This window comes from Clostridium sp. AF35-15, from assembly GCF_003477745.1.
Lineage (GTDB): Bacteria > Bacillota > Clostridia > Lachnospirales > Lachnospiraceae > Otoolea > Otoolea fessa.
The window spans coordinates 202,035-228,021 of record NZ_QUDY01000002.1; the positions used below are offsets into that span (position 1 = coordinate 202,035).

Here is a 25,987-nt window from a genome sequence, read left to right on the forward strand (position 1 = left end):
TTTAAGAGTGAGAAAACAGGAGGAGGTACAAGATGGAAGAGAGAAATAATGCAAACAATACAAACAATGCAAACATGTCAAGCAATTCAACCCCGCTAAACCCGGCAGAGGCAGCGGCGCAGGCGCTTACGGCCGCATCTGACACAGCGGATGGAACCAGTGCAGGCGGATCCGATGGTGCTGGCGGCGGAATCGGTGGAAATGCTGCAGGCGGCAGTGACGGTGGCAGAACGGGCGGAAATGGTTCTGGCAGGAAGAAATGGCTCATTTCAGCCGGAGCAGCCGCAGCGGTGGTCGTGGTCGGCGGCGGTGTGATGCTCAGCCATCAGGCAGACCCGAAGGACACAGTGATCGATGCGTTCAAGAGCATCACGGCGGAAGGGCAGTTAAATCCGTCTGAGGAGATCTTTGGGACGAAAGAGCTGGAAAAACTTTTACAGAAGGGATCCGCGCAGACGGGGATGGAGTTAAGCATGACAGGTATTTCCGATGAATCCCTGAACCAGATGAGCGGTGCGGGCATCGGTCTGGATGTGAAGCGCGATGTGGACAGCGGACGGCAGCTGCTAAATCTTTCCTTGCAGTATGGCGGCGGAGAATTGGCGGACGCACAGCTTTACATGGATGATACACAGATCATGGCGGCGATTCCGGCACTTTCCAGCCGTATATTTACCCTTGATTATGTCAATGATCTGGAAGGACAGCTCATTAATTCTCCGTATGCGGCGCAGAAACTCGAAGAGCAGGGGATTGATATTGAGGGGCTGGCAAATTATCTGGGACAGTACAAGGAAGCGCTTTCGGACGAGGAGCCGATGATGGATCTGAAAGCACTCTGGAACCGCTACAAAGAGGGAAGCAAGGCGATTGATGACCTCAAAACGGCTATGACTGTCACTAAGAATGACAAAAAAGAGTTTACGATCGACGGACAGAGCGAGAACTGCCGCGGTTACCATGTGACTCTGCCGAAGGATGCGCTGATTCGCTTTGCAAAGACGACGAGAGAATTTTTCCTGAATGATGAGACACTCAAACAGGATGTGGTGCGCTATCTGGAACTGGCAGGCGACGCAAGCAGCATCTATGCAGCGGACGGGGACGGAGAGAGCGTGGATCCGGAGGAACAGCAGAAGGAACTCTGGGCGCAGGCGGAAGCGGTGCTGGACAATCTGGTAGAGGAAATGGAAAATACCATCGGGGATGTGACGATGGATGTCTATGTGAGAAAAGATGGCAAAATGGCTGGATTTTCCTATGAGACGGATGCAACGGTTGAGGAAGAAAATGTCCGTTTTTACGGCGATGTTTCCTTTGGCGGCGGTTACAACATGCTGTCGAATGTGAATGGGGCGTTAAATATTGAGGATTCGGACGGTCAGATTATCACGGTTTCCCTGGATAAAACAGGCGCTTACGAGGCTGGAAAGAGCTGGAGTGGTCAGGTAATTGCGACCCTGCAAAGCGACGAAGAGAAATACCAGTTTATCCTGGATGGCGACTATCAGATCGCGGACGGCAGCTATGAGGTAAAGCTGGATCTGCAGAGTAACGGTGCGTCTCAGGCGTCGCTCACGGCGAATGGCGCGGTCAGCGACCTTTCAAAGGGCGAGAGCGTCCATATCGATATGGATTCCCTGCGTCTGGAAACTACATTGTTAAATGGAAGCAGTTCTTATGTTGAATTTGCCGGTTCCTATTATGTCAACCCGCTGGAGGATGAGATCGTGCAGCCGGACGGCGTTCCATTTGATGTGCTGGCTTCCTCCGAGGAGGATTATAACCAGGTCACAACGGAAATAACAGGCAACCTGTTCGCGATCCTCCTGAAAGTCATGTCATAGGCGGCGGAAAATGCGAACATATATGATATATCTGCTGCTGACCGGAAAGCGCCTGCTCCGCCAGCTGCCGTATTTTCTGGCAGGGCTGGCGGTGATGGTGCTGCTCGTCGGCATGGCGGCATTTTCGGCGTCTAAGGTTTTATATGGGGAAACATCTTTAAAGAAAATCGAGGTGGGCGTGGTGCTTCCGGAGGACGATGCGCTTTCGGAAAAGATAACCAAAATGACTGCCTCGCTGGACAGCGTGGAAAGTCTCTGCGACTTTTCGTATCTGGAACACGATGAAGCGTTCCAAAAGATGAAAAGCGGGGAGCTTCAAGCGGTTTTCGAGGTGCCGTCCGGCATGGCGCGCGGCATTTTGGACGGTACGAACCAGCCAGCCACGATCTGGTTTCCGGATGAGAGCGGGCTGGAAGGCGCCGTTTTCCGGGAACTGGCAGAGTCGGGCAGTTCGATGCTTGGCACTTCGCAGGCGGCGATCTACGCGGCAGATGAATATTTGAATCTCCAGGGAGTGCCGGAACAGATTTCGGTGTCTGAACAGGATTTGAACCGTATCTTTTTAAAATATGCGATGAACCGCGAGGCACTTTTCCGGAAGAAAACGGTCAGCGCTGCAGGGAATGTATCGACGGCGGTCTTTTATGGAATTTCGGGGATTGTATTTCTGATGATTCTCACCGGAATCCCGGCAGCACCGTTTCTGGCTCCCCAGACGGAGGCGCTGGAACAGGGGCTTCGGCGCATCGGGATCCGGCGGTGGTATCCGCTTTTCTGCAAATGCTTGTGCATGACGCTTCTTCTGATGGCAGTCACGGCGGGCGGCTATGGCTGGGCGGTGCAGAAGGGATATGCGCTGGCGGGGCGGGAAGAACTGGCGGCGTGGGGGCTGACCTGCGCGGCAGTTTCGGCGTGGATTCTGCTGTTTTATGAGGTGTGCAGAAGTTCGGCAGCGGCGATTTTGACGTTGTTTGCGGTCAATGTGGTATTTCTCTTTCTGGCGGGCGGCATCATCCCGTCCGTCTTTCTGCCGGAGCTGGTTCAGAAAGTCGGAAATATGACGGTGACGGCGCTCTGGATGGATGGAATCCGCTTTATTGCTTCGGGCGGGGAGACAGGGGCGGTTCCGGTGCTGTGGAAACTGGCTGCGGCGGCATTGGCATGCTTTGCACTGGCGCTTGCCGCCGGAAAAAGGAGGGATTGACGGATGCGGAAGCTGGCGTGGTGGTTCTGTATGTTTGGAATGACGCTGCGGCGGGCTCTTTACCGCCCGGTGTTCCTCCTGTTTCTTCTGATCTTTCCATTGGGAATGGGCGTGCTCCATCAGGTGGAAAAACGGGATTCCGGGCGGATCGCGGTGGCGCTCTGTCCGGGAACGGATGCGTGGAATCAGGCGCTTGCAGAAAGACTGGAATCGGAAGAGAGCCGTTCATTTTTCTTTTATCCGTGCGGGACGGAGGAAGAGGCAAAGAAGGCGGTTATGACCGGACGGGCGGAGTGCGCCTACCTGTTTCCAGAGAGATTAAAAGAACGGCTGGACGAGGGGCATTATACCCGTGCGGTCCGCGTGCTGGTGTCGCCGTCCACGGTGGCAGAGAAAATTATATCAGAAAAGATATTTTCTGAACTGTTCGAGGTGTACGGGCGGGAACTGCTGGCAGACTATGGGAAAAATGGAGCGGCATTCCAGACGGTGATGGCGCGCTGCCAGACGACGGAGGCGCGGGAAAAGGCGTGCGGCGTGCTGATGGAACTTTATGAAAAATACCGCAGCAACGGAAGCACCTTTACCTTTGATTATCAGACCTTACAGGGAGGAACGGCACTGCAGACAGGGGCGATGAAGGTGGTCTTTCCGGTGCGCGGGCTGACTGCAGTATTCCTTTTTATCATGGGGCTGTCGGCAGCTGTCATGGCGGGCGAGGATGCAGAGCGAGGGCTTTATGCGGCGGTCCGGAGCCGGGAGCGCTGGCTGCTGCAGACGGCGGAGATCGCGGCGTTTGTTTTTTTAGCATCCATTTCGGCCTATGCGGCGCTTCTGGCGTCGGGAAATGGGGCAGAGCCGCTTTTAGAGGCGGGAAAGCTGCTTTTTTATCTCTTCTTCGTGACCATGTATGCCTTTGGATGCCTGGCAGTCTGCCGGAAGCCGGGATTTCTGGCGGCGCTGATTCCGGTGTTTATCCTTGCGAGCCTCCTGCTCTGTCCGATCTTTTTTGACGCTTCGCTCTTTTTGCCGGGAGCCGCGGGTGTGCGAAAGCTGCTGCCGCCGTGGTGGTATCTGAGCGGCATTTTCGGTTCCCAAAGTGTCTACCCGTGAACAATTACTTTTTAACAACGTTTTTTTGGATAACTTCGATAAAAAGATTGCTATTTTTTCATTCAATTATTATAATAAAAAGAGACATCCGGTATCGAGCATCAATCTGCCGGATGTTTTCATGCGAGAAAATCAGGAGAGGAGTGAACACAATGGAAAGCCGGAGTCATAAGGCGGAATCAGACGGCAGCTACCCAGAACCGAAGGCAGCGTACACATGCATTTGCAGGAATGACAGCTGCAAACAGCGGATTCCTTGTGTACACTGCCGCATCTGTGGATAAGTTTCCGGCATTCTGCCTGTGTGCAGGAGCAGGAAGGGAGCAGCCTGTCCGATTTCCAAAATGACAATATTTTGGAAGGAGACGGGAATGTTAGAAGAAGAGAAGAAAGAAGAGCTGTTGGCTCTGCTGACCGGGAAGAAGTACCGGGAGCTGAAAAGCCAGCTGGTCGAGATGAATGAGGTGGATATTGCCTCATTTATCGAAGAATTGGATTCAGAAAAGACGGTCGTTGTATTCCGTATGCTGCCGAAAGAGCTGGCATCGGAGGTATTTGCCTGTCTGGAAGTCGAACAGCAGCAGCACATCATTACCAGTATTACGGATAATGAGCTGCGTGCCATCATTGACGACCTGTATGTCGATGATGCGGTCGATATGCTGGAGGAGCTGCCGGCGACGATCGTGCGGCGCGTACTTCAGAACTCCAGCCCGGATACGAGAAAACTGATCAACCAGTTCCTCAATTACCCGGAAAACAGCGCCGGAAGCGTCATGACGGCGGAGTACGTGGGACTCAAGAAAAATATGACGGTGGAGCAGGCATTTGATTATATCCGGAAATATGGCGTGGACAAGGAGACGATTTACACCTGCTATGTCATGGATGAAAAACGCCGCTTAGAGGGCGTTGTGACGGTCAAGGATCTTCTGATGAATGATTATGCGGCGCTCATGGGCGATATCATGGATCCGCATGTGATCAAGGCGTATACGACGGAAGACCAGGAAAAGGTTGTGGAGACGTTCAATGAGTACAACCTCTTGAGTTTACCGGTTGTGGACGGCGAAGACCGTCTGGTCGGCATCATCACGGTCGATGATGTCATGGATGTCATGGAGCAGGAGGCGACGGAGGACTTTGAGAAGATGGCGGCGATGCTGCCGAGTGAGAAGCCGTACCTGAAGACGGGCGTGTTCCAGCTCGCGAGAAACCGTATTCCGTGGCTGATGATCCTGATGTTGAGCAGTATGGTGACCGGCGGTATTTTGTTAAAATATGAGAATGCCTTTTCGGTAATTCCGCTTTTGGTTACGTTTATTCCGATGCTGATGGATACGGGCGGAAACTCCGGCAGCCAGGCGAGCACGATGATCATCCGTGGTATGGCGGTCGGCGAGGTAGAACCGGCGGATATTCTGAAAGTTATGTGGAAAGAAATCCGCGTGGGAATGCTCTGTGGACTTTCTCTGGCGCTTGTCAATTTCGTGCGCCTGATGATCCAGTATCCGGGGCAGGTACTCATCTGCCTGACGGTAGTTATCAGCCTGTTCTGCACGGTTATCATCGCGAAGACGATCGGATGTGTGCTTCCGATTGCGGCGAAGACGATCCATCTCGACCCGGCGATCATGGCGTCGCCGATGATCACGACGATCGTGGATGCGTGCAGCCTGATGATTTATTTCCAGCTGGCGTGCCATCTGCTGAATATGAAGGCGTGATATAAATTACCTGCCTGCTGGCCCATGTTTTCGTATGGTCAGCGCAGTAAATGCGCAGACTTACGGAACAGTTACTTTATTTTATAATTCCAATATTTTAATTATTTCTAGGAAAGGAAAAACTGTTTGGAACATAAGCTTCCAGACAGCCGTGTGAAAAGTATGACAAAGATCAGAACCAGATACGCACCGAGCCCGACAGGCAAAATGCATGTAGGAAACTTGAGAACTGCATTATACGCATACCTGATTGCAAAACATGAGGGCGGCGATTTTATCCTGCGAATCGAGGATACCGATCAGGAGCGTTTCGTTGAAGGCGCGACCGAGATCATTTACAATACGATGCGCGATACAGGACTGAAACATGACGAAGGTCCGGACATCGGCGGTCCGGTTGGCCCGTATGTACAGAGCGACCGTCAGAAACAGGGCATCTACATGGAATATGCGAAGAAGCTGATCGATAAAGGCGAAGCTTATTACTGTTTCTGCGATCAGGAACGCTTAAACAGCTTAAAGAGAGAAGTAAACGGCGAAGAGATCATGACCTATGATAAGCACTGCCTGCACCTTTCCAAGGAAGAGGTAGAGGCAAACTTAAAGGCAGGAAAGCCGTTTGTCATCCGTCAGAACAACCCGACCGAGGGAAAGACTACCTTCCACGATGAGATTTATGGGGATATTTCCGTAGATAACTCCGAGCTGGACGATATGGTTTTAATCAAATCGGATGGATTCCCGACCTACAACTTCGCAAATGTGGTGGACGATCATTTACAGCAGATCACCCATGTAGTCCGCGGGAACGAGTACCTGTCTTCTTCACCGAAGTACAACCGTCTGTACGACGCATTCGGATGGGAGGTTCCGGTTTATGTGCACTGCCCGACCATCACGAACGAGGAGCACAAGAAGCTGAGCAAGCGAAGCGGTCATTCTTCCTATCAGGATCTGATCGATCAGGGCTTCGTTTCCGAGGCAGTTGTCAACTTTGTTGCCCTGCTTGGCTGGTCACCGGAAAATAATCAGGAGATTTTCTCCTTAGACGAGCTGGTAAAAGAGTTCAACTACAAGAATATCAGCAAATCTCCGGCTGTTTTCGATATGGTAAAACTGAAATGGATGAACGGCGAGTACATCAAGGCGATGGATTTTGATAAGTTCTATGAGATGGCAGAGCCGTACATCAAGAAAGTAATCACCAAGGATCTGGATCTGAAGAAGATCGCGGCGATGGTTAAGACGAGAATCGAGATTTTCCCGGATATCGAGGGACACATCGATTTCTTTGAGACACTGCCGGAGTATGATCCGCAGATGTATGTTCACAAGAAGATGAAGACCAATCTGGAGACATCCTTAAAGGTATTAAAAGATGTTCTGCCGATTCTGGAAGCACAGGAAGATTACTCCAACGACGCCCTGTACGCGGCGCTGTCCGAGTATGTATCCAAAGAGGGCGTTAAGACCGGCTTTGTAATGTGGCCGATCCGTACCGCTGTATCCGGCAAGCAGATGACGCCGGCAGGCGCGACTGAGATCATGGAAGTGCTTGGCAAGGAAGAGTCGATCCGCCGTATCAAGAAGGGGATTGAACTTCTGGAGGCACAGCAGTAGGCTGTCGTAATCGTAGATATTCGACTTGAAGCAAGTTTGGCTTCGCAGATTAAATCAGTAGGTAGTAAATAAACAACTGCTTTTTCATGTATCGTAGATGCATGAAAAGCAGTGAAAAGGTGCGCTTTGTGAGAAATACATTCCAAGGCGCACTTTTCTTACATTTGTACTTGACAGATTTGCTTCAGATGCGCGGCAGAAGTATGTCTTGCACATCAAAATGCGAATTTCGAAGCAAATATGCCGAGATATTCTTGAATTGTGGAGTAAGGAAACAGGAAATGGCATTCAGTAAAGCACAGACACAGGCAATCATGCATAAAGATGGTCCCATGATGGTTCTGGCGGGACCGGGATCAGGGAAAACAACGGTGATCACCCATCGGGTCCAGTATCTGACGAAGGAGTACGGAATCGACCCGGGGGATATTCTTGTGATTACCTTTACCCGGGCAGCAGCCGAGGAGATGCGGGAGCGGTATGAAGCATTGACCGGCGGCGGATCCAGAGTCACCTTCGGTACTTTTCATTCGATCTTTTTTAGGATCTTAAAGCTGGCATACCGATATACCGCTGACAATATTGTCCGGGAAGATCAGCAGATGCAGTTTGTCCGGGAGCTGGCTCAGGCCGGAGGTCTGGAGCCGGAGGATGAAAATGAGTTTGCAGCCTCCATTTTAAGTGAGATAAGCTCTGTCAAGGGAGAGAGGATTGCACTGGAACATTACTATTCCAAAAACTGTCCGGATGCAGTTTTCCGTCAGCTCTATGCAGGCTATGAAGAGAAAATGCGCCGGACCGGACTCATCGATTTCGATGACATGATGGTGCTGTGTCTGGAACTTTTTACGGAAAGAAAAGATATCCTGTCTGCCTGGCAGAGGAGGTATCGGTACATCCTGATTGATGAGTTTCAGGACATCAACCGGCTTCAATATGAGATCGTGCGGATGTTAGCCAAGCCGGAAGATAATCTTTTTATCGTGGGCGATGATGATCAGTCGATTTACCGGTTTCGTGGGGCCAAACCGGAGATTATGCTGGGGTTTGAGCGGGATTATCCGGGTGCCGGACGGATTCTTCTGGATGTGAATTACCGCAGTACCGAGGAGATCGTGGCACCGGCATTGCGGCTGATCGGAGAAAACCAGAAACGTTTTTCAAAGGCCATCCATACAACGGGACGTCATGGGAAGAACGTGATCACGAAGCTCTGGCAGGATCCGGGGGAAGAAAATCTGGCCATTGCCAGGGAGATACAGCTGTATCTGCAGTCGGGAGTGCGGCCGGGGGATATCGCAGTTTTATACCGGACCAATGCTGGTCCTCGTTTTCTGATGGAAAAGCTGATGGAATACAACCTTCCTTTCCGGACAAGGGATACGGTGCCGAACCTCTATGAACACTGGATTTCGCGAAATATCCTGACCTATATCCGGATCGCCATGGGAAGCCGGGCGCGGGAAGATATTTTGCAGGTCATCAACCGTCCGAAGCGGTATATCAGCCGGGATGCGATGCCGGATGAGACGGTTTCGTTCGAGAAGATGAAGGCATTCTATGCGGAGAAAGACTGGATTGCCGAGCGGATCGAGAGTCTGGAAGGGGATCTGCGGGCCATCGCCCGGATGTCACCTCTGGCAGCCGTCAATTATATCCGCCAGGGCATGGGATACGACGAATATCTGATCGAGTATGCGGCATTCCGGCGGATGCGGCCGGAGGAACTTTTAGAGACTGCCGATGAGTTAAAAGAAAGTGCGGCGGGTTTCAAGACCTTTGACGAGTGGTTTGCACACATCGACGCGTACAAGGAGGAACTGCTCCGGCAGGCGGCGCAGCGGCGGACGGAGACGGACGCGATCACGCTCGCGACGATGCACAGTGCCAAGGGGCTGGAATTTCCCATTGTCTATATTCTCGATGCCAATGAGGGCATCACGCCGCACAGCCGCGCGATGCTGGACGAGGATATGGAGGAAGAACGACGTCTGTTCTATGTGGCAATGACGCGTGCCAAGACCCGGCTGCATGTATATGCGGTGCGGGAGAGGTACCATAAAAAGGCAGAAGTATCGCGGTTTGTGTGGGAGTATCTGGGGCGGGATGGAGATAGCAGGTAACGAAATTCACAATGAAAATCGGGAAATCATATAAATGACGGTATTAAATATATATTGTGTACGGTTTGTTGACATTTTTTGAAAATTGTTTAATAATAACATCATAAGAATTAATCTTCATGGGCGTCAAAAGAGATGAAAGGTAAACAGAGAGGAGATGGGAGAATGAAAGGTATACGAAGGGCGGCAGCGGTGTGTCTGACAATGACATTGGCAGTATCGACATTATTTGGAAATACAGCATGGGCGGATATGCCGCAGAAGACAGAGAAGAAAAAATGTGTCCATGTGCATACCGAGGAGTGCTACGGCGAGCCGGATGAGGAAGCAACCTCGTCCCAGATAGGAGAAGAGCCGACGGAATGTACCCACGTCTGCACTGTAGAAAGCGGATGCATACGGAATACAGCCGCGTCTTCCGGTACGAACGAGGACGATTCTGAAACCGGGCCGGATGATGAAGAAACCAACGATCAGAAGGATTCTGCTAACAAAGCGGAGAATGCACCTTCCGTCAGTACACCATCGGATATGGAAGATACGACAGTTCCAGGCGGAACAGTGATACCGGCTGTGAAGTCCCAGATCTTCTCCTGGTCCTGGTATGATCCGGAGGAGAATCTGCTGGATGGCAAATTAGAGCTTAGCGGAGTTACCGAGGAAGCCCAGCCATCCTTCGAAGAAGTCACGGAGTACTTACCAGAGGCTATTATTGCCCAGGTCGGAGAAGAAAGCGAAGCTGGTAAAGAGGAAAAACTTCCGATCACTGGCTGGAGCTGTAACGAGTATGTGCAGGATGAAGAAGGCTGCTGGCCCCTGGAAGGCACCTATGAGTTTGCAGCAGAGCTGCCGGAGGCATATGAACTGGCGGAAGATGCAGAGGCGCTGGTGGTGGAAGTGTCTGTGACGGGAGACCAGGCGGCGATGCCTGTGTATGATTATCAAAATGTTGTGTTAAATGTAAATTTTGAAGAAGGGGAACCTCCTAAAGGCCTTGCCTATGATGAGAGTGGGTTTTCTAGTCTTAACAACGACGTAATGAATTTATTGAACGATCGCGGTATAAAGGTTACTAATTCAGGAGAAAATAGCTTTCAATTAAGAATGACGAATGCTACTACCATACAGAACCTTGAGTTAAGCCGGGGAACATGGGAGATAGTATTAAATGGAAGCAATGTATTAAAGGGAAAAGGGAAAGGTTTTTCAGGATGTGGCCTCAGGATTAATGACTATGTGAGCGCGACAATTAAGGCAGAAACAGCATCGGCTTCGTTGACAGTTAAGAATTCTCCAACGAAAAGAACAAGTGATGATGCATCCAGCGCAATAGTGGTCGCAGGCAGCTTGACGATAGAGAGTGGAACGATAGAAGCAGCTGCCTATGCGGAACAAAATAGCGATCCAGTTTCAGGAGCTATTGTTGTGCAAAGCAATGGAACTTTAAATATTAGCGGAGGCTCTGTTACTGCTGCGGGAACACACAAGAATGGTGTGTATGTCCGTAGAAATTTCCAGATGACTGGTGGAAGTTTAACGGTAACCGGAAGTGGAAAACCCGGAATTGAGAATGTGGGTAGTTTTGAACTTTCAGGTGGAACAATTTCAACAAATGGTGGACCAGGATTTTTGCAGAGGGGTGGAACTGCAACGATCCAAGCCAAGGAACTGAATACCGATCGATTATACATTAATGGAAATAGTTCTTTCACTGTTGCAAAAGGCGGAAAGGTAACCTCTGGAAGTACGATAATTGATAGTGGCACACTTACCAATGCAGGTGAATTTGTTTTAAACGGTGCATTTGAAAAAGGAAAATACGGAACATTTATCAATAACGGTACAATCAGCGGAACCGGAAGTCTACCCGATGGTGTAAAGCAGATTCCGGATAATATTACAGTTTATAAAGCGGAAATAAGTGCAGATTATTGCGATAATATGTCGATCAATGTTCAAAACCTTGCGGCTATTCAGAAACCGGTTAACGCCGGAAACCTGCAATATGAACTTGTTGAAGATACAGGAAGTGATAAGGGAGTAGGAACGATTGACAAGGAAAGGGGCCAGTTGAGGGTGACCAAGGCTGGTGTATTTAAAATCAAGGTAAATACACAGGCAAGTGGATTCTATAAAGCCGGAGAAAATCCAGTTTATATAACATTGACTGTTAATAAAGCAAAGTTTCCTGATTCCTGGAACTTGACCGTAACGGCTGCCAGCGGTGAATATAGGGGAGCCCAAGGATATCCGGCAGCTGCCATTAGCGCAAGTAGTATTCCTAGTGGTGCAAGATATGAATATCAGCTGAAGAGTACAAATCGTAAGGATGATTTACAAGAAGATCAGTGGAAGTCGGAGTGTCCGAAGATTGTGAATGTAGCAGAGTCTGGTCAGTTTGTATTTGTAAGAGTGACAGTAGATAATTACAAGTCGAAGATATTTTGCTCTGGCAACCAAACAAATATTACAAAACGGAAGTTTACAGATACAAAAGTAACACTTGAACCAGAGACCGTCATTTATAATGGTCAATCCTGGAGCCCGGAGATCAAGGTGGTTGAGAACTGGCAGGGAGCTTCCGAGGATGCAGTGGATAGGGCGGATTATATAATCCAATATTGGACATATTGGACAGGAACTGATAATAGTATAGTTACAGAGCGAAAAGATGCTGGAACATACACCGTTTATCTGTTGGGTCAGAGAAATTATACGAATGAATCGAAACAAGCTATACTTACAATCGACAAGTGTAAATTAAATGCACGGATAACAGGAGACTCTTTCGATAAAGTCTATGATGGAACGACAGATATTAAGGAGGAGCAGAATTTATCCGTTCAGCTTTACAGTGATTCCGGTACTCCTGATTCTCGGGATGTTCGTGCTGACCAGGTGAATTGGGCATATCAGAGTGCGGATGTTGGAGAGCACAATATTGAGGCGGCAAATATTACGTTAGCAGGTGACAATGCAAAGAATTATGAGCTGACAGAAAATAGCACATCTATCAAAGGCAATATCGTAGCACGTGATTTTGCATCCATGACTGTGTCGGCGGATCCGCTTACCTACAATGGTACCGAGCAGAAGCCGCAGATCCATGCATCTGTGGAAATCGGTCTTTCAAATGAGAGTCCGGATGCAGTGGTATTTACTTATTCTAAGAATGGAGTGGATTACCAGAGTGAGATCCCGGGCTTTACAGATGCGGGAACCTATCAGGTATATGTGAAAGCTTCGATGGCCAATTTCAATGATGCTGTAAAAACAGTCAATGTGACGGTTCAGCAAGCGCCTTCAAGCTCAGGCAGTCATTCAGGCGGCGGAGGAAAAGGCAGCAGTGGAAAAAGCAGCAGTGGAAAAAGCAGCAGCGGAAGTTCCGGCACAGTAACCAAAGATAGCCAGAAAGGCTACCGCAGCGAGGAACAAGGGGTTATCACCGGTGCATCGAATCAGGCAGTGAATGACGGTTACAGCCATTGGATAAAGGATGCCAGAGGCTGGTGGCTCCGCTACAGTGACGGCACCTGGCCTATGGGCAATACCGGTGCATTTCATTGGGAAAAAGTCAACGGCAGATGGTGGGCATTTGGCGCTGAGGGATATCTGAGTACCGGCTGGATCTATGACACCCTGCACCAGGGATGGTTCTATATGGACGAAAACCAGGGTATGCTTACAGGATGGCAGTTCATCAATGGAAAATGGTATTATCTGAATTCGAATCAAGACGGCAGTGCCGGCATCATGTATTCAAAACGCCGGACACCGGATGGCTGGTATGTGAAAGAAGACGGCAGCTGGGATGAAGAAGCGGGAAGATAATAGGTAAAAGAGTTATTTAAAGCGGTTGATCGGGAGGTCAGCCGCTTTTCTTTGCTCATATTGAGGTCTTAAAAATTGAAAAACGGTCACCAGAATTTGTGGGAAATGATAGGCGGTTGTTTGCTCAGTTTTTTGGAATATAGATGATTTTGTCACAGGTGTAAAGCTCTTCTTACCTCTGTTTCGCGTTTCATATCCGATATATTTACAATTCCCATCCAACTGACTATAATAAAGAATGTCCGTTTGCCTGCAACGGCGCGGAACCATATCCATCTGCATCAGGGCGATATGACAGAAAAATGAACTTAAAAGAATGGAAGAAACAACAATGGATGTAATTGGAAAATTTGGAAATAGGGTGAGCAGCCAGGCGCTTAAGGATCCGGAAAAAGCGCGTCGGCTGCTTCTTGCGGGATACCGCCTGCAGGAAAAGAAGCTTCAGTTTTTGCCGGATCGGGGGCTGCCGTCGTCGGGACAGTATGTGGCGCGGGTGGTTATGAAAAATATCATTCAGTCGCTGTCGGAACCGGAGAATGCGGCGATGGTCAGCATATTTGTGCCGGGAGAGCTGGTGATGGCGGCAGGGCTGACGCCGTACTCAGTGGAGGCGATGTCCTGTTTTATGGCGGGAACGAAGTGTGAGCAGACGTTTCTTCGGAAAACGGAGGAAGAAGGATTTCCGGAGACGATGTGTTCGTACCACAGGGTGTTTCTGGGGGCGGCGCTGACGGGGATTCTGCCAAAACCGAACTGCATGATTTATACGAACCTTGCGTGTGATGGAAATATGATGACGTTTCCGTATTTAAAGGATAAATTTGAATGTCCGGGCTTTTATATTGATGTTCCGTATGAGAAAAACCGGGAATCGGTTCTGTATGTGGCGGATCAGCTGCGGAAATTGAAACGGTTTCTGGAGGAGACGACGGACAGACGGATTTCGGAGGAAACAGTGCGGAGTGCGGTAGATAACAGCCGGAAAGCAGCGGCGAATTATAAAAAACAGCTTGCCTTGCGGTGTGCGCATGACCCGGTGACCTCTCTGACGAATGAATTGTATGCGCTTTTTATGTGCCATCTGATGGCTGGCTCAGAGACGGCGGTTACCTATACGGAAAAACTTCTGCGCGATGTGCGGATGTCACCGAGGGGAGATGGTCTTTCGGTAATCTGGATGCACATCATGCCATTTTTACAGGAGCCGGTTAAGGATATTTTTAATTATAGTAAGAAAATGCACATTCGCGCTTGTGATTTTATCGCAGATGGTTTTCAGGAGATGCATGCGGAAGACCCGTATGAGGCGATGGCAGAGAAAATGGTCTATTGCATTTACAATGGCAGTGTGAAACAGAGAGTTGAGGAAGCGGAACGGCTTGCCAGAATCACGGAAGCGGATGGTGCTGTTTTATTTGCCCACTGGGGCTGTAAGGGAACGATCGGTGCATCCAGCCTGATTAAGCAGTCCTTAGAAAAGACAGGACTTCCGACGATGATTCTCGACGGTGACGGCTGCAACCCTGCCAATACAAGCGACGGTCAGGTATCGACGCGGCTTCAGGCGTTTGTGGAAATGCTGGAAAAGGGCAAGGAGGAGAAACACGCATGATTTATTACGTCTGTAAGTACACCCCGATCGAGCTGTTCCGGGGGTTTGGAGAAGAATGTTCTGTTTTGGAGGAAATGCCGGAAAATTTCGAACAGTCGGATCAGATTGCACATGCAAATCTGTGCGGCTTTGGAAAATCGGTCATTCAGGCAGTGCTGGAAGGAAAGGTTGAACAGCTGGTGCTGGTAAACTGCTGCGATTCGATGCGACGCGTTTACGATATCGTGGAGAGCACGGGAAAATGTAAGTTTTTATATATGCTGGATCTGCCGCATGATGATAATGAATGTGAAAAAGTGAAATTTGCGGGCACGATCCGGAGGCTTAAAAAGGCATATGAGGCATATTCCGGGAAAGTGTTTGATAAACGCGCTTTTATCAAGTCCTTTATTACGCCGGAAATGAACACGGAGCCGTACATTGGTGTGCTGGGCGTGCGGGTCAGCGGCATTCTGGAGGATATGATCCGGGACAATATCCAGATGGATGTGGAAAATCTGACCTGTACGGGTGGGCGGAAACTGTCGGTCGTACAGGATGAAATGTGGAATATGGAGGAAGAGGAGCTGTTTCTTTCTTACGCGGACGTCCTGCTGGGACAGATGCCGTGTTTCCGCATGAACCGTTCGATCCGCAGAAACCGTCTGTATCTGGATCCGAATTTAAAGGGAATTATTTATCACACGATCAAGTTCTGTGATTATTATGGATTTGAGTATGCGAGTATCAAGCGGGATATCAAGGTTCCGCTCCTTAAGATTGAGACTGATTTTACGAGCCAGAGCGCGGGGCAGCTTTTGACGCGCATTCAGGCATTTGAGGAGACGATCGAGGGATCAGAGGATATGGATCCGGGAAAAGGTATCAGTGAGGAGGCAAGAAAGAAGATGGAGTCGGGCATTTTTTATGTAGCGGGAATCGACAGCGGTTCGACAAGTACGGATGTGGTCATATTGGATCAGGATGGAAAAATTAAATCGACGATGATTATTCCGACCGGCGGCGGTGCGATGATGAGCGCCGAGAAGAGTCTGGATCTGGCGATTGAGAAAGCGGGAATTAAGAAAGAGGAGATCGTGCGGATCGATACGACCGGATATGGACGATCCTACATTGACAGCGGGGATGACAGCATCACGGAGATTACCTGCCATGCCAAGGGCGCAAATTATCTGAATCCGAATGTCCGCACTATCATCGACATTGGCGGGCAGGATATCAAGGCGATCAGCATCGACGGGCAGGGAGCCGTGAAAAATTTCCTGATGAATGACAAATGTGCCGCCGGAACGGGACGTTTTCTGGAAATGATGGCGAAAACGCTGGGACTTTCCCTGGAGGAAATGAGTGTGAAAGGGCTGGAATGGAAGCATAATATCGTGATTTCCAGCATGTGTACGGTGTTTGCAGAGTCGGAGGTCGTGTCGCTGGTGGCACAGAATAAGGATGTGGCAGATATTATCCACGGTTTAAATGTGTCAGTTGCCTCAAAAGTCGGCGCGTTAGCAGCCCGCCTTGGAAAGGATCATCCAGGCGAATATATGATGACCGGCGGTGTGGCGAAGAACCAGGGTATCATCCAGGCATTGGAAGAGAAGCTTGGTGCTAAACTTTATATCTGTGATGAGGCGCAGCTCTGCGGTGCGCTGGGAGCGGCGCTATTTGCTTATGAGAAATGTAAAGGCAGTGCGGAGGAAACGCGATGAAGCGGCAGGGTTAAAACACTTGTATCGATATTTTCGTCAGATATTCACTGGGAGAGGCTGTGGCCAATTCGTCGATCACAGCCTCTTTATAAGAGTATTTGCCGGTTTTAAACTTGTGTTCATCGATCCAATCAAAGAGTTTTTCGTAGGTGGCTTTCGAGTCATAGTAATTTCCCATTAAGTAAGCAACTGCATAGGTTCCGGCCGGTTTTAAGTGATAGGGGTAATTTTTCGGTTTTGTTATAACTTTTGTGAAAAAATAAGCATAGGTATCCAGATGATTTTTTCGTAAATCTGCCACATCAAGCATGGCACCATAAGGATGACCGGCATTTAGAGCGTGGGCATTGCAGTAACCGATGTGGCGGCAAAGAGCCTGGATGATTTTCTGATGGTCATCTGTATGAATCGGATCGCTGAGAATCAGATATTCTTCCGGTGTCGTCTCGAGAAAAATACGACCGTTTTTATTTTCGGTATGGAAGAATAATTCATCTTCTGTACGTTCTGCCTGTTTCTGATTCAGTGATTCCTGGAGTGATACCAGGGATAATTTTATATGATTGGACTGTAAAGTGAATAAAAATCCAAGAATGCATCTACATTCTGAAATCAGAAATCAAATTAAAACATTATAATCTTCGATGCCTCGTTGGGAAGCCAACGGGGTATTTTTTTACCCAATCAGGCTGTATAGGACACCTCATTTTTGATGTCTTTGGACGGTGCGGGAAGCATACTGATTGGAATCCTTATATCTATGATATAGATTTTTGCAATACAAAAAGACTTTACATATGGCTATAAAAATCAACTGTATTCCAAGCGGAACCTTCCCCCATTTTCTGGAACACGAAAAAGAAGAAACGATTTCGGTCTATCTGGAGGTCGTCAAATGGGCGCTTCTGGAAGAATGAATATGTCCGAAAAAATGTTGGAATTATAATAATATTAATCGAAAAAATGTGATTTATAATAAAATAATGTCCGTAAAAATGCTGTTTAGCAATGGAAATATGCCCTGAAAAGTGTTAAGATAGAATACAGATGCTTTTGGATGTATATGTTGCGCAGGAGGTTTCTTAATGGAAAGAGAGCTGTTTACGAAACTGGAACGATGGATGAATAAAAAGAACAGAAAGCCGCTGATCATACAAGGAGCGCGCCAGGTCGGAAAAACCTGGATTATGAAGGAATTTGGAGCCAGGTTCTATGAAAATACAGTCTATATCAATTTTGATAATAATAAAGCAATGAAGGATGTATTTGACCTAGACTTTGACTTAAAGCGGATCCTTTCTGCAATCAAAATTGAGTACGGAAAGAGTTTTCAGGCTGAAAATACATTGATTATTTTTGATGAGATCCAGGAAGCACCAAAGGCGCTGGCATCTTTAAAATATTTCTATGAGAATGCACCGCAGTATTCTATCATTGCAGCTGGTTCCCTGCTCGGTGTTGCATTACATCAGGGAACATCCTTTCCTGTTGGGAAAGTTGATTTTTTAAAATTATGCCCTATGAGCTTCAATGAATTCATTTTGGCAGTTGGTGAAAAGGGGTTGCATGAAGCGTTGAGGTCCCAAGATTATGAACTGATCAATGCATATGCCGGGAAATATACGGATTTGTTAAAAAAGTATTATTATGTGGGCGGAATGCCAGAAGTAGTCCAGACATATATTGATTCCGATGATCTATTTGAGGTACGTGAGATCCAAAACAATCTTCTGCAGTACTATGAAGAGGATTTTAGCAAACATGCGCCAAAGGAAGTTGTTCCGCGCATCATGATGGTCTGGAATTCGATTCCTTCCCAATTGGCTAAGGAAAATCGTAAGTTTATGTATGGAGCACTACGAGAGGGTGCACGGGCAAAAGATTTTGAACTTGCAATTCAGTGGTTGGAAGATGCAGGGTTAATCCTGAAAAGCTATAGAGTATCAAAGCCAGATATTCCACTGATTGCGTACATGGAAATGAACAGTTTTAAAATGTTCATGTTCGATGTGGGATTGTTAACAGCAAAGACCGGACTATCAGCAAGACTTCTATTGGAGGGAAGCCGGATCTTTGAAGAATTCAAGGGGGCACTTACGGAACAGTATGTTGCACAGGAGTTACACGCTGCAGGATATCCGCTTTATTATTTTGCAACAGCACGATCAACTGGAGAGATAGATTTTATGTTGCAGGGAGATTTAGACTGCGTTCCGATTGAGGTGAAGGCAGAACAGAATCTCCGTGCCAGGAGTTTGAGGGCATTTTGCGATAAATATAAGCCGGGCATGGCGATTCGTAGCAGTATGTCAAATTATAAGCAGGAAGACTGGCTGACAAATGTTCCGTTATATATGCTTGCGGAATATTTGAAAAGAACAATATATGTGGTAAGCTGATAACAATTTACCTCAAAACCAACGGGGTATTTTTTGTTCTGAATCAGACAATACAGAAGTTCGCGCTAAGCGAACTAATGAAATGGAGGTTCTGGGTCCCTTCACGGCAATGTAGTATGTGCATTAGCTGCCGGAATCGGTGACTATGCGCGATGTACTCTCTTGGAATATAGCTATCACGATGGCCAGTTTTGGATTTTTACAGAAGGCGGCGAGAAGTTCATAGGACTTGAGAGGAATAAAAATGTCAGTCTTGCTGTCTTTGAAAAGCCCCCGGACTTTGGTGCGCTGAAAAGCGTACTGGTCATGGGAACGGCAAAGCTCATCGAGCCGATGTTATTTGAGGTTCCTGGATTTGATGAATATTCGGAAAACTTGATAAAAAGTTCGATGATAGGAGTTCGAAAAATTTCTTTCGGGAAAGAATCTGTTGCGGAAACGCGGGAAATACCGTATAATAATGCGGTCTGATCTGCACCTATGCAACAGATTTGTCCGTAAAAAAATGAAAAATCAGAATTGTGCGTATTTCAGAAACAATTTTTTGCTGTAAGAGTGAAAAAAGTTATGTAAACTGTCTGCAAAAAAATACTTGACAAGAATTTGTGTTTTTACGCTTACGGAGAAGAACAAAAAAAGAACTAAAAAACAGCGATGAACACATCGCAAAAAATGAGAAATGTAGGTAAAAATAATTTTATGAGAAAATTAGCATTAAGTGATGAAATCCTTCTCAAGATCTCCCAGCCGGCGCGTTATATTGGCGGCGAGGTGAATATGGTGAAGAAGGATCCGTCGAAGGTAGCAGTCCGGTTTGCCATGTGCTTTCCGGATGTGTACGAGATCGGTATGTCCCATCTGGGCATCCAGATTCTTTATGATATGTTCAACCGCCGGGATGACGTTTACTGTGAGCGCGTTTATTCCCCGTGGATGGACTTAGATCCGATCATGCGGGAGCAGAAGATTCCGCTGTTTGCTGTTGAAAGCCAGGATCCGATCAAAAATTTTGACTTCCTTGGAATTACAATCCAGTACGAAATGTGCTACACCAATATTTTGCAGGTGCTGGAATTATCACAGATTCCGCTCCATGCAGAAGAGCGTACCGAGGAGGATCCGATCGTTATCGGCGGCGGTCCGTGTACCTACAATCCGGAGCCGATCGCGCCGTTTTTTGATCTCTTCTATATGGGCGAGGGCGAGGTGGTTTATTTTGACCTGATCGACCGCTACAAGGAGATCAAGGCGCGCGGCGGCAGCCGGAAGGAATTTCTGGAGCAGGCGGCGCAGATTCCGGGTATCTATGTGCCGGGATTTTATGATGTGACATACAAAGAGGACGGCACGATCGAGGCGATGACGCCGAACAACCCGCACGCGCCGCAGACCGTTTCCAAGCAGCTTGTCATGGATATGAGCGATACCTGGTATCCGGAGAAGCCGGTGGTTCCGTATCTGCGCGCGACGCAGGACCGTGTGGTTCTCGAGATCATGCGCGGCTGTATCCGCGGATGCCGTTTCTGCCAGGCGGGCATGGTATACCGCCCGGTGCGCGAGCGCAGCCTGGAGGAACTGAAACGTCTGGCGCGGACGATGCTAAAGAGCACCGGACATGAGGAAATTTCGCTGAGTTCGCTGAGCTCTAGTGATTACACGAAGCTGGAGGGAATCGTCAATTTTCTGATCGACGAGTTTGACGGAAAGGGCGTCAATGTGTCCCTGCCGTCCCTGCGTATTGACGCATTTTCCCTCGACGTCATGAGCAAGGTGCAGGACGTGAAGAAGAGCAGCCTGACCTTTGCACCGGAGGCGGGATCTCAGCGTCTGCGTAACGTTATCAACAAGGGTCTGACCGAGGAAAATATTTTAAATGGTTCCGCCGAGGCGTTCAAGGGCGGCTGGAACCGCGTAAAGCTCTACTTCATGCTGGGACTTCCGACCGAGACGGTGGAAGATATGCAGGGCATTGCCGAGCTTTCGGAGAAGGTGGCGGAAGTGTACTATGACACGGTTCCGAAGGAACAGCGCCACGGCAAGGTGCAGGTAACCGCCAGCACCTCGTTCTTTGTGCCGAAGCCGTTTACCCCGTTCCAGTGGGCGCCGATGTGCACGAAAGAGCAGTTCTTAGAGCGTGCAAGCATCGTCAACCACCGCATGAAGGAGATGTTAAATAAGAAGAGTCTCCGCTATAACTGGCATGAGGCGGATGTGACCGTGCTGGAAGGTGTTCTGGCGCGCGGCGACCGCAAGGTGGCAGCTGTGATTGAGGAGGCATACCGTCAGGGTGCAATCTACGATTCCTGGTCCGAGTATTTCAACAATGATATCTGGATGAAGGCGTTTGAGACCTGCGGCGTGGACATTGATTTCTATACGACGCGTGAGCGAAGCCTTGATGAAGTGTTCCCGTGGGATTTTATCGACGCGGGTGTGACGAAGGATTTCTTGAAACGCGAGTGGGCGAACGCACAGGCGGAAACGGTAACGCCGAACTGCCGGATGCGCTGTTCGGGATGTGGTGTCCGTAAGTACGGCGGCGGAGTCTGTTTCGAAGAACGGGCATGAGGAAGGAGCGGTCATGAAGATACGAATTAAATTTCAAAAACAGGGAACGGTGCGTTTTATCGGTCATCTGGACGTGATGCGTTACTTCCAGAAGGTGATGCGCCGGGCGGAAGTGGATATCCGTTATAGCGAAGGATTCAGCCCGCACCAGATCATGTCGTTTGCGTCTCCGCTCAGCGTGGGGCTTATCAGCCATGCGGAGTATGTGGATATTGATGTCAATTCCAGCGGAAATTCGACCGGGATGGTGCGCCGCTTAAATGAGGTCAGCGCCGAGGGGCTGGAGGTGCTCAGCTACCGCGAGCTTCCGGAGACGGCAAAGAATGCGATGTCGCTGGTGGCAGCTGCTGATTACACATTCTGGTTTAAAGAGGGATTTGCACCGGAGGACGGCAGCAGTGTAGAAGAATTTTTCGGGAAATTCCTGACATTCTGCAAAAACGAGACAATTCCGTTTGTGAAGCAGACGAAAAAGGGCGAGAGAACCGTGGATCTGCGTCCGCTGATCTGTGAGGCGCGAATCGCGGAGCGGAAAGAGTATGTTCCGGCGATGGTCGCAGACTGGTATCCGGATCTGGAAAATGAGACGGTTGAGGAGGAAAAACAGGCAGAAGGAATCTGTGTCTTCCTGCGCCTCTTATCGGGCAGTGCGGCAAACGGAAAGCCGGAGCAGGTATTGCAGGCATTCTATGAGAGCCTGGGGCTGACCTACCGCCCGTTTGCCATTCAGGTCGAGCGCGAGGAGCTGTATGCGGACGAGGGCGCCGAGGGCGCACCGGAGTATGTGCCGCTTGAGGCGTATGGAAGCGAGATTGTGTAAATGCTTCAATGTTCATTAAGAGATGAAATGCGAAGCGCCAGCAAAATCCGGCTGCAGGTAGCGCAAAGTGTGAACGGCAGCAAAAAATGAGAGGAGACGAAGAGTTTGGATCAGTTAATAGTGACAAAATGGAAGGATCGAAGCCTGACGGCGCTCCTCTCGGACGGGCACTGCCGGTCGCTGACGCTGGAATCTGGAGATGAAAGCCTGCTGGGGAATATTTACATCGGCAAGGTGAAAAATGTGGTAAAAAACATCAATGCCGCGTTTATTGACCTCGGCGGTGGAAAAACCGGATATTTCAGCCTGGCGGAAAACCCGGTTCCGCTTTATACAGACGAGCTGAACCAGCTATGTTCATTCGGATATTCTGGAAATTCTGAGAAGAAAGTAAGTCCACGGAAACTAAAAGCTGGAGACGAGCTTCTCGTCCAGGTATCCCGCGACGCCCTGAAAACCAAGGATCCGTCCGTGACCTGCTGTCTGAATTTTCCGGGTACCTATATGGTTCTGACGGTTGGAAAACCGCAGATCGGATTTTCGACAAAAATCAAGGATAATGCCTGGAAAGAGAAGGTGCGGGAGGAACTTCTGACACATAAGGATGAGCGTTTTGGACTGATTGTCCGGACGAATGGGGCGTCGGCTTCCATCGAAACACTCTGTGCAGAAACAGAGAAGCTGAAACAGCAGATGGAAGAACTTTTTGCCCGGGCAGCCTGCCGCACCTGTTACAGCCTTTTAGAGCAGGGTACGCCGCCCTATATCCAGAGTCTTAGGGATGCGAAGAAAGGAACCCTTTCGGAGATCATCACAGATGTGCCGGAGTATGCGAAGAAGATTGAGGCATGGCTGGAGGAAGAGAAGGAAGAGGACAAAGAACAAAAAGAAAATCAGCCCCAGGCAGATAAAAATGAAAGCATAAAACAGGCGGTTCCGAACTTGTCCCTATATACAGATGAGAACCTTCCATTAATGAAGCTGTACCGCCTGGAATCGGTGCTTAAAAGTGCATCGGATCGCCGTGTCTGGATGAAATCCGGTGGATATCTTGTGATTGAACCTACGGAAGCGTTGACAGTTATCGATGTCAATACGGGGAAATACACCGGCAAGAAGACACCGGCGGAGACCATTCTTAAGATTAATCTGGAGGCGGCGCATGAGGTGGCGCGCCAGCTTTCCCTTCGCAATCTTTCCGGTATTATTATTGTGGATTTTATCGATATGGAATCGAAAGAAGATCAGGAGACGCTGATGCGGACGCTCGGGGAAGAGCTTTCCCGTGACCCGGTCAAAACGATCCTGGTGGATATGACGCGGCTTGGGCTGGTGGAGATCACCCGCAAAAAGGTGCGCCGTCCGCTTCATGAGATTTTGTAGCGGTTGAATCATAGAATGAAAAACACAAGGAGAAGAAAAGATGTTTGAAAAAGTATTTAAGCTATCCGAACATCAGACGACCGTAAAGACGGAAGTCATGGCTGGAATTACGACCTTTATGACGATGGCGTACATTCTGGCAGTCAATCCGAGCATCCTCGGATCGACCGGCATGGACCCGACTGCGGTGCTTCTGGCTACGGCTCTGGCATCATTCATCGGTACTGCCTGCATGGCATTTATGGCGAACCTGCCGTTCGTTCTGTCCGCAGGCATGGGACTCAACGCGTATATGGCGTATACGGTGTGCGCGGGCTATGGCTATAGCTGGCATGTTGCACTGCTGGCTGTATTTGCAGAGGGTCTGATCTTCATCGTGCTGTCTCTGACAAACGTGCGCGAGGCGATCTTCAATGCGATTCCGTTGACTTTAAAGCGCGGTGTGTCCGTCGGTATCGGTCTGTTCATCGCATTTATCGGTCTTCAGAATGCGGGACTTTCAGTAGACTCTTCCACACTGGTAACGATCATCAGCTTCCCGGAAAATTTCCATACCGCGGGTATTTGCGCGCTGCTGGCGCTGATCGGTCTGTTTATCATGGCGGTTTTATACACCTACCGTGTGAAGGGCGCGATTCTGTACGGCATTCTGGGAACCTGGATTCTCGGTATGCTGTGCCAGGTAACCGGCATTTACACACCGGACGTAGAGAATGGTTTCTACACCCTGTTCCCGACCCTGGGAATCACCGATTTCTCCAAACTGGGAGAGACATTTGGTAAATGCTTTACCGTTGACTTCGATGCAGTTGGAATTATCAATTTTATCGTAGTTATTTTCTCATTCCTGTTTGTAGATATTTTTGATACACTTGGTACATTAATTGGTGTAGCAACCAAGGCAGACATGCTGGACGAGGAAGGTCGTCTTCCGGGTATCCGTCCGGCGCTGATGGCAGATGCGATCGCAACTTCCTTTGGTGCGGTATTAGGTACTTCCACAACGACTACCTTCGTTGAGTCTGCATCGGGTGTTGCAGTCGGCGGACGTACCGGTCTGACTGCCCTGGTATCGGCACTCCTGTTCCTGCTTTCCACCCTGTTTGCACCGATTTTTACGGCGATCCCGTCCTTTGCGACGGCTCCGGCATTAATCATGGTTGGCTTCCTGATGGTGGGAACTGTAACCGAAATTCGTTTCGATGAGGACAATATCACCGAGGCAATCCCGGCATATCTGGCAATCATCGCCATGCCGTTGTTCTACAGCATTTCCGAGGGTATTTCCATGGGAATTATCTCTTATGTGCTTTTGAATGTGGCAGCAGGAAAAGCAAAGAAGATCACTCCGCTTATGTATGTGCTGGCGGTGCTCTTCGTTCTCAAATACATTTTCCTGTAACAACTTGTAATAATTTAACCCCTGAAAACTTGACGAAAACAGGTTTTCATAATAAAATAGTCTATATCAAAAAAAGTTTTTAAAATTTTTTTGATTAACGTGCAATAAAATGCGTATGCAGCGCATTAACTTATTGAACGGATGAAAATCATTCCCGCGCGGAAGAACGTGGACGGAGACGAACAAAAACAAATCAAGTTACTCGAAATTCCTTGATGCATTACACTCCGTTACGAACTGTCCAAGATTTTCTGCTGGGATCTTTTCGGTATCGGTTGACAACCAGCAACCGATATTGGGTAAAAAGCGCCGGACCTGCTTGCAGTGCCGGCGCTTTTTACTGTACAAAAAAAGGGTAATTTTTACCAGGAATATCTCATTGACATTTTGGCGGGCAGACGGTATAAAGGACAGAGGGTAACTGTTCACAGGTAGGAATTTTCTGAACTGAAAATTCCGTACGATACAGTTCTGGCAGCAGATTTTGCCGATTTGGAATGCGCAGCATCGGCAAAATCTCGTTGCTGGGCACACGTGTGTGAACAGTAACGACAGAAGAGGGAGTAGACTCTGGCGAAAGAAACACGCATGGAACCAGTTCTGGGAGGAAAAGTTAAGAAAACATGAAAACA

17 protein-coding genes are annotated in these 25,987 nt (G+C 48.8%); 16 read left to right on the forward strand and 1 reads right to left on the reverse strand.

Annotation, left to right across the window (positions count from 1 at the left end):
- The first annotated feature begins 32 nt into the window (after window positions 1–32).
- From DWZ76_RS04025 to DWZ76_RS04065, 9 genes are all read left to right on the forward strand, one after another.
- Window positions 33–1,847, forward strand: a complete 1,815-nt coding sequence (locus DWZ76_RS04025; protein ID WP_118471944.1) for a zinc ribbon domain-containing protein — start codon at window positions 33–35, stop codon at window positions 1,845–1,847.
- A gap of 10 nt (window positions 1,848–1,857) precedes the next feature.
- Window positions 1,858–3,051, forward strand: coding sequence for an ABC transporter permease (locus DWZ76_RS04030; RefSeq protein WP_118471946.1), 1,194 nt, complete (start codon window positions 1,858–1,860; stop codon window positions 3,049–3,051).
- A gap of 3 nt (window positions 3,052–3,054) precedes the next feature.
- Entirely contained in the window at window positions 3,055–4,164 is a 1,110-nt protein-coding gene (locus DWZ76_RS04035) for an ABC transporter permease (RefSeq protein ID WP_118471948.1), read from the forward strand.
- Between the two features lie 371 nt (window positions 4,165–4,535).
- On the forward strand, window positions 4,536–5,891 hold the full coding sequence (gene mgtE, locus DWZ76_RS04040) for a magnesium transporter (RefSeq protein ID WP_022360674.1): 1,356 nt from the start codon (window positions 4,536–4,538) through the stop codon (window positions 5,889–5,891).
- 162 nt (window positions 5,892–6,053) lie between these two features.
- Entirely contained in the window at window positions 6,054–7,511 is a 1,458-nt protein-coding gene (gltX, locus tag DWZ76_RS04045) for a glutamate--tRNA ligase (protein WP_118472008.1), read from the forward strand.
- A gap of 281 nt (window positions 7,512–7,792) precedes the next feature.
- Entirely contained in the window at window positions 7,793–9,634 is a 1,842-nt protein-coding gene (locus DWZ76_RS04050; protein ID WP_118471950.1) for an ATP-dependent helicase, read from the forward strand.
- A 531-nt stretch (window positions 9,635–10,165) separates the two neighbouring features.
- On the forward strand, window positions 10,166–13,465 hold the full coding sequence (locus DWZ76_RS04055) for a YDG domain-containing protein (protein ID WP_147353123.1): 3,300 nt from the start codon (window positions 10,166–10,168) through the stop codon (window positions 13,463–13,465).
- Between the two features lie 331 nt (window positions 13,466–13,796).
- A complete protein-coding gene (locus DWZ76_RS04060; protein ID WP_118471954.1) occupies window positions 13,797–15,077 on the forward strand; it encodes a 2-hydroxyacyl-CoA dehydratase family protein in 1,281 nt (426 codons plus the stop codon).
- Window positions 15,074–16,783, forward strand: a complete 1,710-nt coding sequence (locus DWZ76_RS04065) for an acyl-CoA dehydratase activase (protein WP_118471956.1) — start codon at window positions 15,074–15,076, stop codon at window positions 16,781–16,783. The genes DWZ76_RS04060 and DWZ76_RS04065 overlap by 4 nt, the downstream gene beginning before the upstream one ends.
- Window positions 16,784–16,793: 10 nt before the next feature.
- Here DWZ76_RS04065 and DWZ76_RS04070 read toward each other — a convergent pair whose 3' ends face one another.
- Window positions 16,794–17,192 carry a GyrI-like domain-containing protein gene (locus tag DWZ76_RS04070; protein WP_347561278.1) on the reverse strand — a complete coding sequence of 133 codons (399 nt, stop codon included), beginning with the start codon at window positions 17,190–17,192 and terminating at the stop codon, window positions 16,794–16,796.
- Between DWZ76_RS04070 and DWZ76_RS15025 the strand changes: the two genes are divergently transcribed.
- The 7 genes from DWZ76_RS15025 (at window position 17,124) to DWZ76_RS04100 (ending at window position 25,355) form a co-directional block, all read left to right on the forward strand.
- Complete coding sequence (locus DWZ76_RS15025) at window positions 17,124–17,273, forward strand: hypothetical protein (protein WP_182431260.1); 150 nt, start codon at window positions 17,124–17,126, stop codon at window positions 17,271–17,273. The two genes, DWZ76_RS04070 and DWZ76_RS15025, sit on opposite strands and share 69 nt — an antisense overlap.
- Window positions 17,274–17,868: 595 nt before the next feature.
- A complete protein-coding gene (locus DWZ76_RS04075) occupies window positions 17,869–19,182 on the forward strand; it encodes an ATP-binding protein (protein ID WP_118471960.1) in 1,314 nt (437 codons plus the stop codon).
- A gap of 135 nt (window positions 19,183–19,317) precedes the next feature.
- A complete protein-coding gene (locus tag DWZ76_RS04080; RefSeq protein ID WP_118471962.1) occupies window positions 19,318–19,653 on the forward strand; it encodes a pyridoxamine 5'-phosphate oxidase family protein in 336 nt (111 codons plus the stop codon).
- Between the two features lie 228 nt (window positions 19,654–19,881).
- On the forward strand, window positions 19,882–21,750 hold the full coding sequence (locus DWZ76_RS04085) for a TIGR03960 family B12-binding radical SAM protein (RefSeq protein ID WP_118472009.1): 1,869 nt from the start codon (window positions 19,882–19,884) through the stop codon (window positions 21,748–21,750).
- 13 nt (window positions 21,751–21,763) lie between these two features.
- On the forward strand, window positions 21,764–22,570 hold the full coding sequence (locus DWZ76_RS04090; RefSeq protein ID WP_118471964.1) for a TIGR03936 family radical SAM-associated protein: 807 nt from the start codon (window positions 21,764–21,766) through the stop codon (window positions 22,568–22,570).
- 105 nt (window positions 22,571–22,675) lie between these two features.
- Window positions 22,676–23,953 (forward strand): ribonuclease E/G, encoded by a 1,278-nt coding sequence (locus DWZ76_RS04095; protein ID WP_118471966.1) that lies wholly within the window; start codon window positions 22,676–22,678, stop codon window positions 23,951–23,953.
- Window positions 23,954–23,993: 40 nt separating this feature from the next.
- The gene (locus tag DWZ76_RS04100) at window positions 23,994–25,355 is read left to right on the forward strand and encodes an NCS2 family permease (RefSeq protein ID WP_022359656.1); all 1,362 of its coding nucleotides are present in this window, start codon (window positions 23,994–23,996) and stop codon (window positions 25,353–25,355) included.
- Window positions 25,356–25,987 lie beyond the last annotated feature (632 nt).